This is a genomic window from Brevundimonas sp., assembly GCF_013823285.1.
Taxonomy (GTDB): Bacteria; Pseudomonadota; Alphaproteobacteria; order Caulobacterales; family Caulobacteraceae; genus Brevundimonas.
On sequence record NZ_PNLV01000090.1, the window covers coordinates 1 to 9,945 of the forward strand.

Consider the following 9,945-nt stretch of genomic DNA (forward strand, 5'->3'; position numbering starts at 1 on the left):
GCCGGGGCGCCGATCAGGTGAACCGGGCCTTCGAACCCGCCGCCCGCGCCCGCGATCTCTGACCCGATCAGCAGGCCCGAGAGATAGTCGGGGGCGGCGCCGGGCGTCAGACGGCCGTCCAGCTCCGCCGTACGCACAGAGAACAAGGCGGCGGTAAGGGCGGGGTCGCCGAGCCCCCGGTCCACGCCCGCGTCGAAGGCCTCCGGGTCGAACGGGCCTTCGGTCATGCTGCGCCCCAGGATGGAGTGGGCGCGCAGCACGGCGAACAGTTCGCCGGTCATGGCCGTGCGCAGGTCGGTGATGCGGCCGCCCGCCATGCGCACCCATTTGGAATGGGTGCCGGGACAGACCGCGACGCCGTCGGTCAGGGCGCCGAACACCTGAACCTCCTCGCCGCGCATGACGTCCATCAGGCGGCCGTCCTGCCGCTTGCAGACGCCTGGGACGATGCGGACGCCGGGCGCGGCTCCGGTCATCTGTGCGCTCAGGTCAGCCAGGGCGGCGGGGCCCTCCACATAGGGCGCCTCGACCCAGCCGCCGCGCGCCCCGGCCATGCCGCAGATCAGCACGGGCGCGCCGCCCGCCCGCCAGTCGCCGACCACTTCGTCCAGCACGGCGGCGAAGCCGTCCGGCGACAGGCCGGCCGCGCCGCGTCCATCGGCGCGACGGTCCAGCACCGCGCCCTCGTCGTCCATGGCGAAGGCGCGCAGGTTGGTGCTGCCCCAGTCGACGCCGACCAGGGCGATGCGCGATGCGTCGATCATACGCGGCAGTCTAGTCCGCCGGGCACACCGCGTCGCCTTCGTTGGAGGCCAGCCGCACGTTCTCGAAGCTTATGGCGAAGGCGGACTCCGTGCTCAAGCCGAAGGGCTCGGACACCTCGGCCACATTGGCCCCCGCCTCGCGCAGGCAGGACAGGCGCACCTTGATCTCGCGCCATTCGCCGATGGGCGCCGCGCCGAAGAGGCGGGTCATGTCGACCATGCCTTCGTCCAGCGTCAGGAACACGGGGCCTGTGGGCGCCGCGTCCACCCGGTAGCGGAAGCCGATGGCCATCTCGCCATTGGTCTGACGGGTCAGATCCACCGGGGCAGCCGAGATGTTGGCCACCCCGCCGTCGCCGGAGAACACCAGCGCCCGGGCCGATTCCTGGGCCGAGCCGTCCGCGGAGCGCACGGTCACGCCGCCCCGCGGGCTGGCGCCGGCGGCTTCCTGTCCCAGGCGTCGCTCGCCGCCCGCGTCGCGAAGGGCCAGCGACCAGGGCGGGGTGAAGCGCCCCTCGGTGAAGTAGCGGTCGGGGTTCGCCGCCGCGCCGGTGACGCCGGACTCCTCGCTCAGCGTCGGAACCTCGCCCGGCCGGGCGTATGACAGGCCGTGGCCGTAGGCGAACAAGGGATCATAGCCGGTCTGGCCGGCGTTCAGCGGCCCCTGCACCGCCGTGCGCGGCCACGAGAACGACAGGGTTCCGGTGAAATCGTGGCGCGGGGCGCCCGCCGCGTCGCCGATCAGCACATCGGCGATACCGCCGCCTTCCGCGCCCGGCAGCCAGGCGGCGACGAAGGCGTCCGAGGCGTTGATCTCCGGATTGGTCCACATGGGCCGCCCGGACAGGAACACCGACACGGTGGGGATGCCCTGGGCCTGCAGCGCGCGCAGGATCTCCAGCGGTTCCTCAGGGACGAAGTCCAGGTGCTCCACATCGCCCTGGAACTCGGCGTAGGGCGTCTCGCCGAAGACGACAATGGCCACGTCGGGACGGGTGTTGAACGATCCGTCCGCCGACAGTGTGGCGGCGCCGCCCGCCTCGGTCACGGCCTCCTCGATGCCCTCCCAGATGGACTGGCCGTTGGGGAAGTGCTCGCGCCGGTTGCCGGTGCCTTGCCAGGTCAGGTCCAGCCGCCCGAGGCCTGGCCGATATCGTCGGCCGCCGTTCCAGCCACCAGAATGTTGGCGCCGGCGCGGATCGGCAGGACGCCGTCGTTCTTGAGCAGCACCAGCGACTGACGCACCGCATCGCGAGCCACAGCCCGGTGTTCGTCGGAGCCCAGATGCTGGAACTGGCCTTCCAGCGCGCGGCTGGCCGGACCTTCGGGTTCGAACAGGCCCAGCTTGACCTTGACCCGCAGGATGCGGCGCACGGCTTCGTCCAGGCGCGCCATGCCGATCTCGCCGGAGCGGGCCTGCTCCAGGGTGCTGTGATAGAGGGCGCGCCAGCTGTCCGGCGCCATGAACATGTCGATGCCGGCGTTGAAGGCGGCGGCGCAGCTCTCGTTGGAGCAGCCCGGGATCTGGCCGTGGGCGTTCCAGTCCGAGACCACAAAGCCCTGGAAGCCCAGCGGCCCCCGCAGGACGTCGGTCAGGATGGTGGGATTGCCGGTGTGCTTGACCCCGTTCCAGCTGGAGAAGCTGGCCATGACGGTCAGGATGCCCGCGTTGATGGAAGGCGGATAGCCCGCTGCGTGGATGTCGATCAGCTCGCGCTCGGTGATCTGCGCGTCGCCCTGGTCCGCGCCGTTGAGCGTGCCGCCGTCCGCAAGCCAGTGCTTGGCCGATCCCGCGATGCGCCCGGCGGCCAGCGGTCGGCCCGATTCCAGCTCGCCCTGAAGACCCAGCGTCACCGCGCCCGCGTAGGACGCCACGATTTCGGGATGTTCGCCATAGCCTTCATAGGCCCGGCCCCAGCGATCATCGCGGGGCACGGCCACCGTGGGGCCGAAGGTCCAGTCGGCGCCGGTCACCGCCACCTCCAGCGCCGTGACCTCGGCGATGCGGCGGATCAGGTCCGGGTTGCGCGCGGCGCCCAGGCCGATGTTGTGCGGAAAGATGGTGGCGCCGACCACATTGTTGTGGCCGTGCACCGCGTCGATGCCGAAGATCAGAGGGATGGCCGTCCCGCCCCGCGCCGCCGCCGCCTCGCGGAACGCCAGCGCCAGATCCAGCCAGGCCTGGGCCGGAGCGTAGGCGTCGCCGCCCGGCTCGGAATTGCCCCCCGCCAGGATCGAGCCCAGGGGATAGGTCGCAAGGTCTTCAGGGGTGATGGCCGAGATGTCCGCCTGAATGGTCTGGCCGACCTTCTCCTCCAGCGTCATGCGGCTCATCAGCTCGGTGATGAAGGCCTCGGTCTCTGCATCGGTGATGGCGCCCGGCGTGGCGCTGGCGGGCCAGATCGTCGGATCGGCGCGCGCCTCGGCGGGCACGGGGATGTCGGCTCCCGCCGGAACCGGGTCGGGCAGGGTGACTGATTGGGCCGAGGCGCAGGCGGCGGCGGACAAGGCCAGGACGGCCGTGGTCGCGGTCAGGAAACGGCGGCTGTGGATCATCAGGACCTCCCCAGGACTGATTTTTGGCGGGCGGACAAAGGGACGGCGCGACCGCGGGTGCGATCGCGCCGGAAGTTCGCTCAGGGTTCGGACGCAAACACGCGGGTCGTCGCGCGAGGAAGACTCAGGGGAAGGGCGCGGCCGTCGGCCATGCAGATTTCACTCCCCCGGAGCCGGCTCGAATGGCGGCCCTCGTTTTTACCAGTGCAAACTTGATGCATAGGTGGCAATCGTGTCAACTGTTATTCCGTTAGCGCTATCACTGTCGCGCGAGAACGCCGGAACGGCAACCGCGATCTGATCCCTGGGGAGGGACCGTCATGACTGCACGCCTGATGCTCATGCTGTTGCTGGCCCTGCTGTGGCCGGTCACGGTGACCGCGCAGGACGCGGACTATGTCTGGCGCAATGTCACCGTGGGCGGCGGCGGGTTCATTCCGGGGGTGGTGTTCAGCCCGGTAGAGCCGGGCCTGGCCTATGCGCGCTCGGACATGGGCGGCGCCTATCGCTTCGACGCGGCGCGGGAGCGATGGGTCCCGCTGCAGGACGACGAGGCGGAATCCAGCTTCTACGGCGTGGAGAGCATCGCGCCGGATCCGGTGGACCCTGACGTGGTCTATGCGGCGGTGGGCATGCACCGGGGCGGACGGGCCGCCATCCTGCGCTCCGCGGACCGGGGGGAGACCTGGACCCCCCATGCCGTGGACTTTCCCATGGGCGGCAATGAGGACGGGCGGGGTCTGGGCGAAAGGCTGGCGGTCGATCCTAACGCCACGGCGGTCCTCTATTTCGGTTCGCGTCACCACGGGCTTCAGCGCAGCGGCGACCATGGCCGGACCTGGCGGCGGGTCGCGGACTTTCCCCACGCAGGGCTCGGCGTCCCGCCCCAGGGCCAGCCGACCAATCCCGGGGTCAGCTTCGTCCTGTTCGACGGCCGAAGCGGCGCGGCGGGGCAGGGCAGCCGGGTCATCCTTGCGGGCGTGGCGGACGAAGGCGCGCAGGGCCTCTATCGCTCGGACGACGGCGGCCAGACTTGGCGGCGTTTGGACGGCGGACCCGACGGCCTGTCGCCGGTCAAGGGCGTGATCGATGCGCGGGGCGTGCTCTACACCACCTGGACCCGCGGCGTCGGGCCCAACGGGGTGACCGACGGGGCGGTCTGGCGGCTGGATCTGGACAGCGGCGACTGGCGCGACATCACCCCGCCCCACGAGCCGGGCAGCGGCGGCTTCATGGGCGTCGACGTGGCGCGGGGCGAACCGGGCGTGGTGGTGGTCTCGACCCTGAACCGCTGGCGGCCCGGCGACACCCTGTGGCGCACCACCGACGACGGCGCGACCTGGACCAGCCTGCGGGAACAGGCGGTGCGGGATGTGAGCGGGACGCCCTTTTTGTACTGGGGCCGGGATGAGCCGGACTTCGGGTGGTGGATCGCGGCCCTGGCCATCGATCCGTTCGATGCGGACCACATGGTCTACGGCACCGGGGCGACGCTGTACGCCACACGCAATCTGGGCGCCGTGGATCAAGGCGCGCCGACCCTCTGGCGGCCGTGGGTGGACGGCATCGAGCAGACCGCCGTCATCACTCTTGTCAGCCCGCGCGAGGGACCGCCCCTGCTGACCGGGTTCGGCGACATCTCCGGCTTCGCGCACGAGGATTTGGACACATCGCCGACGCTGCAGTTCACGACGCCGGTGTTCGGCAACACCAACGGCATCGACTACGCCTGGCATGCGCCGAACATCGTGGTGCGCTCGGGCACGCCGCACGAGGGCGTGGGGTCCGAGGGCGCGGACGGCTCCACTCTGGCCTGGTCGGACGACCACGGGCGCAGCTGGCGGCCGCTGGGCCGGCCGGCGCCCGCCGCTGATCCGGAGGTGGCCGAGAACCCGCGCATGGACCTGTACCGCGATGCGCCCGTCACCGTGTCGGCGGACGGCGAGACCTTCGTCGTCGCCACGCCCCGCCCGATCCTTAGCCGCGACCGGGGCGCGACCTGGCGGGTCGTGCAGGGCCTGCCCGTGCTCGCGCGGCCGGTGGCGGACCGGCAAGATTCTCTGCTGTTCTATGCGCTGGATTTCGCCTCGGGCGACTGGTTCGTCAGTGTCGATGGTGCGGCGACCTTCGCGCCCGTGCCCAGCCAGGGCCTGCCCGACGAGCTGTGGCGGGACCAGCCCCACTGGCGGGAGGTCGCCTTTCCGCTGCGCGCCACGCCGGGGCGCGACGGCGACCTGTGGTTCGTGTCCACCCGCGGCCTGTTCCGCTCCATCGACGGCGGCCAGCGGTTCCAGCGGGTGGACAGCGATCTGGCCGTGCGGTCCATGGATTTCGGCGCCCCGATGCCGGGGCAGGATTATCCGGCGCTCTACGCCATCGGCGAGCGGGACGGGGTGCTGGGCATCTATCGATCCGACGACGCGGGCCGGTCCTGGCTGAGGGTCAACGACGACCGGCATGAATATGCCCGCCGCTACCGGGCGGTGGCGGGTGATCCGCGCCTTCCCGGTCGGGTCTATGTGGCCACCGACGGCCGGGGCGTGGTCTATGGAGAACCGAGATGAACGACGGATTTTCAAGGCGCGGCCTGCTGGCCGGAGCGGGCGGGCTGGCTCTGGCGGGATGCGCCACGATCCCGGCGGCGACCGGGCCGTTCCGGGCGGACTGGGACTCCCTGATCGCGGGCTACCGGACGCCGGACTGGTTCCGCGACGCCAAGCTGGGCATCTGGTCCCACTGGGGTCCCCAGTGCGTGCCGGAGGCCGGGGACTGGTACGGCCGCCAGATGTATCAGCAGGGCAACCCGGTCTACGACCACCACCTGGCCACATACGGGCACCCGTCCGAGTTCGGCTTCATCGAGTTCATCGGGCGCTGGCGGGCGGGCGCATGGAATCCCGAGGCGCTGCTCGATCTCTATGAGGCGGCGGGGGCGAAATACATCGTCTCCATGGCCAACCACCACGACAATCTGGACATGTTCGCCAGCGCCCACCACGGCTGGAACACAACCCGCGTGGGGCCGGGCGTCGACATCGTCGGGACCTGGGAGCGGGCGGTGCGGGCGCGGGGCCTGCGCTTCGGCGTGTCCAACCACGGCGCCCATGCCTGGCACTGGTGGCAGACGGCCTATGGCTATGACCCGGAGGGACCGCGCGCGGGCGTGCGCTACGACGCCTGGCGGCTGCGGCGTGGGGACGGGGTGGGAACCTGGTGGGAAGGGCTGGACCCGCAGGCGCTCTACACCGGGGCCACCATGGCGCCGCCGGACGGCATCAACAGCATCGCGTCCATGAACGCCTTCCACGACGCCAACAGCGGCCAGTGGATCGAGACCATCCCCGCCGACAATCCCGGCTTCGCCGAGAACTGGGCGCTGCGGCAGCGGGATCTGGTGGATCGCTACCGGCCCGACTTCGTCTATTTCGACAACTACGGACTGCCGCTGGAGCACCACGGGCTGGAGGCCACGGCCCACTACTACAACGCCTCCCTGAACTGGCGCGGCGAGCTGCCGGTGGTCACGGGCAAGCGGCTGACGGTCGACCAGCGGCGAGGCGTCACCGAGTCGGTGGAGCGGGGCTTCCTGACCGAAATCCGCGACGAGCCCTGGCAGACCTGCACCTGCATCGGCGACTGGCACTACAACCGGGCCCGCTTCCGTGACCGGTCCTATCTGCCGGCGAAGGCGGTGATCCAGCGGCTGGCGGACGTGGTGTCCAAGAACGGGACCCTGCTGCTGAGCATCCCCCAGCGCGGGGACGGCTCCATCGACGCGGAGGAACAGGCGATCCTGCGCGACATGGCGGCCTGGATGGCGGTCAACAGCGAGGCCATCCACGGCACGCGGCCCTGGCGCGTCTGGGGTGAAGGGCCGACCGAGATCCGCGAAGGCATGCACGGCGAAGGCGAGGTCGGGCCGTTCACCGCCGCCGACGTGCGGTTCACGACGAAGGACGATGTGCTGCACGCTATCGCCATGGACTGGCCCGAGGATGGGCGTCCCTTGCGGATCACCAGCCTTGGCCGCCGCGCGCTCAGCGGTCGGGCGGTGCAGGCGGTGGCGCTTCTGGGTGCGGGGGACGTGGCCTTCGAGCAGTCCGACGACGCCCTGACCGTGCGCCTGCCCGCGACGCGCCCCGTCGCCTTCGCGCCGGTGCTGAGGGTGCGGGGCCTGATCTGACCCGCCCTCCGGCCATTGGCGCCGGATAAGGCTTGTGAAATGGTAGCGATAACAAGAGGCGTCCAAAGACGCCGATGATCGCCGCTCGGGCGACGGGAGGACGACCATGACGCGGGCCCTGCTCGCCGCGATGATCGCGGCTGCTCTGTTCCTGACCACGGCCTGGGCGGCGAAGGCCGAGGACGGTTATGACCTGTGGCTGCGCTATCCGGCGGTGGAAGCCGGGGCGGCGACGGATTACCGCGTGGCGGCGACGCAGTTGGTGGTCGCCGGCGACTCCCCGACCCTGGGCGTGGCGGTCGACGAGCTCGAGCGCGGACTGTCCGGCCTGCTGGGCGCGGCGCCGGAACGGGCGAGGGCGGTCAGCCGGGACGGGGCGTTGCTGGTCGGGCGCGCGGGGGATGCGGCCATCACGGCGCTGGGGCTGGACGTGTCGGGGCTGGACGCCGAGGGCTATGTGATCCGCAACGTGGACGTGGACGGACATGCGGCGACGGTGATCGCGGGCGGTGGGGATGCCGGCGCGCTGTACGGCGCGTTCCACTTCCTGCGGCTGATCCAGACGCGGCAGGCGCTGACGGATCTGGACATCCGGGAGGCGCCGGCGGTGAACCTGCGCCTGCTGAACCACTGGGACAATCTGGACCGGACGGTGGAGCGGGGATACGCGGGCCAGTCGCTGTGGGACTGGCACAAGCTGCCGGACCATCTGGACCCGCGCTACACCGACTACGCGCGGGCCAACGCCTCCATCGGGATCAACGGGACGGTCATCAACAACGTCAATACGGACGCCCTGAGCCTGACGGCGCCGTGGCTGGAGAAGGCGGCGGCGCTGGCCGGTGTATTCCGGCCGTACGGCATCCGGGTCTATCTGTCGGCGCGGTTCTCGGCGCCGGTGGAGATCGGCGGGCTGGACACGGCCGACCCGCTGGACCCGCGCGTGCAGGCGTGGTGGCGGACGAAAGCCGATGAAATCTCCGCCCTGATCCCCGACTTCGGCGGCTTTCTGGTCAAGGCCAATTCCGAGGGGCAGCCGGGGCCGCAGGACTATGGGCGGAATCATGCGGACGGGGCCAACATGCTGGCCGACGCGGTGGCGCCCCACGGCGGCGTCGTGATGTGGCGGGCCTTCGTCTATTCCGACGCCGAGCCCACCGACCGGGCCATGCAGGCGTATGACGAGTTCGTCCCGCTGGATGGCCAGTTCCGCGACAACGTCATCGTCCAGGTCAAGAACGGCCCTATCGATTTCCAGCCGCGCGAGCCGTTCCATCCGCTGTTCGGCGCGACGCCCGAAACACCCCTGATGATGGAGTTCCAGATCACCAAGGAGTACCTCGGCTTCGCCACCCACCTGGCGTATCTGGGGCCGCTGTACGAAGAGGTGCTGGACGCTGACACCCATGTGCGCGGGCCGGGATCGACCGTGGCGGAGGTGGTGGACGGGTCGCTGTTCGGCCACCGGCTGACGGGCATGGCGGGGGTGGCCAATACGGGCAGCGACCGCAACTGGTCGGGGTCCCAGTTCGATCAGGCCAACTGGTACGTCTTCGGGCGGATGGCGTGGGATCCCGGGGTGGGCGCCGAGGCGGTCGCCCGCGAATGGGCCGCCATGACCTTCACGCCCGACCCGGCCTTCGTGGAGGCGGTGACGGCCATGATGATAGGCTCGCGCGAGGCCGTTGTGGACTACATGACCCCGCTTGGCCTCAACCACCTGATGGCGACCGGGCATCACTACGGGCCGGGGCCGTGGGTGGACGACCTGCCGCGGGCGGACTGGAACCCCACCTATTTCCACCGGGCCGACGCGGACGGGATCGGCTTTGACCGCACCGCATCCGGCAGCGACGCGGTGAGCCAGTATGCGCCAGCGGCAGCGGCCCGCTTCGCCGATCCGGCGCAGATCGATGAGCGGTTTCTGCTGTGGTTCCACCATTTGCCGTGGGACCATCCCATGCCGTCCGGACGGCCCCTCTGGCACGAGCTGGTGGCGCGCTATGACCGGGGCGTGGCGGCCACGGGCGCGATGCGCCGGACATGGGCCGGGCTGACTGATCACGTTGACGCGCGCCGCCACAGGGAGGTCGCGGACTTCCTCGCCATTCAGGAAAGCGAGGCGCGGTGGTGGCGGGACTCCTCCATCGCCTACTGGCGCAGCCTGAACGGCCTGCCGATTCCCGAGGGCCATGCGTCGCCGGAGCATGATCTGGCGCATTACGAAAGCCTGAGTTTTCCCCACGCGCCGGGACATTGGGACTGAAAAACAGTGCAATCGGCGTGCAACTTTTTCGAGTTTCCTGAATGAATTCAGCGAAAGTGAATTTCGCCGTTGCACTCCGCGGACGCGGCATAGCGGCGCCGGGCGACTGACTGATCGCGCTTCGACGTGAGTGGGGCCGGGTTGGACGAAGGGCATCCGGCCAGTATGGGGCGCCC

Annotated in this window: 4 protein-coding genes and 1 pseudogene; 3 read left to right on the forward strand and 2 right to left on the reverse strand. The window is 70.4% G+C overall.

Features of this window, described 5'->3' with window-relative positions; genetic code table 11:
- Together C0461_RS11500 and C0461_RS11505 are read right to left on the reverse strand one after the other, a co-directional pair.
- Positions 1-764: 2-dehydro-3-deoxygalactonokinase (locus C0461_RS11500; RefSeq protein ID WP_292107048.1), on the reverse strand; the 764-nt coding region annotated here is incomplete at its 3' end.
- A gap of 10 nt (positions 765-774) precedes the next feature.
- A pseudogene (locus C0461_RS11505) lies at positions 775-3,098 on the reverse strand (exo 1,3/1,4-beta-D-glucan glucohydrolase).
- A 542-nt stretch (positions 3,099-3,640) separates the two neighbouring features.
- On the opposite strand from C0461_RS11505, the gene C0461_RS11510 reads away from it, so the two are divergent.
- The 3 genes from C0461_RS11510 to C0461_RS11520 all read left to right on the forward strand — a co-directional run bounded on the left by C0461_RS11510 (position 3,641) and on the right by C0461_RS11520 (position 9,769).
- A complete protein-coding gene (locus C0461_RS11510; protein WP_292107049.1) occupies positions 3,641-5,884 on the forward strand; it encodes a hypothetical protein in 2,244 nt (747 codons plus the stop codon).
- Positions 5,881-7,503, forward strand: coding sequence for an alpha-L-fucosidase (locus tag C0461_RS11515; protein WP_292107051.1), 1,623 nt, complete (start codon positions 5,881-5,883; stop codon positions 7,501-7,503). The genes C0461_RS11510 and C0461_RS11515 overlap by 4 nt, the downstream gene beginning before the upstream one ends.
- 106 nt (positions 7,504-7,609) lie before the next feature.
- Entirely contained in the window at positions 7,610-9,769 is a 2,160-nt protein-coding gene (locus C0461_RS11520) for an alpha-glucuronidase family glycosyl hydrolase (protein ID WP_292107052.1), read from the forward strand.
- The last annotated feature ends 176 nt before the right edge of the window (positions 9,770-9,945 follow it).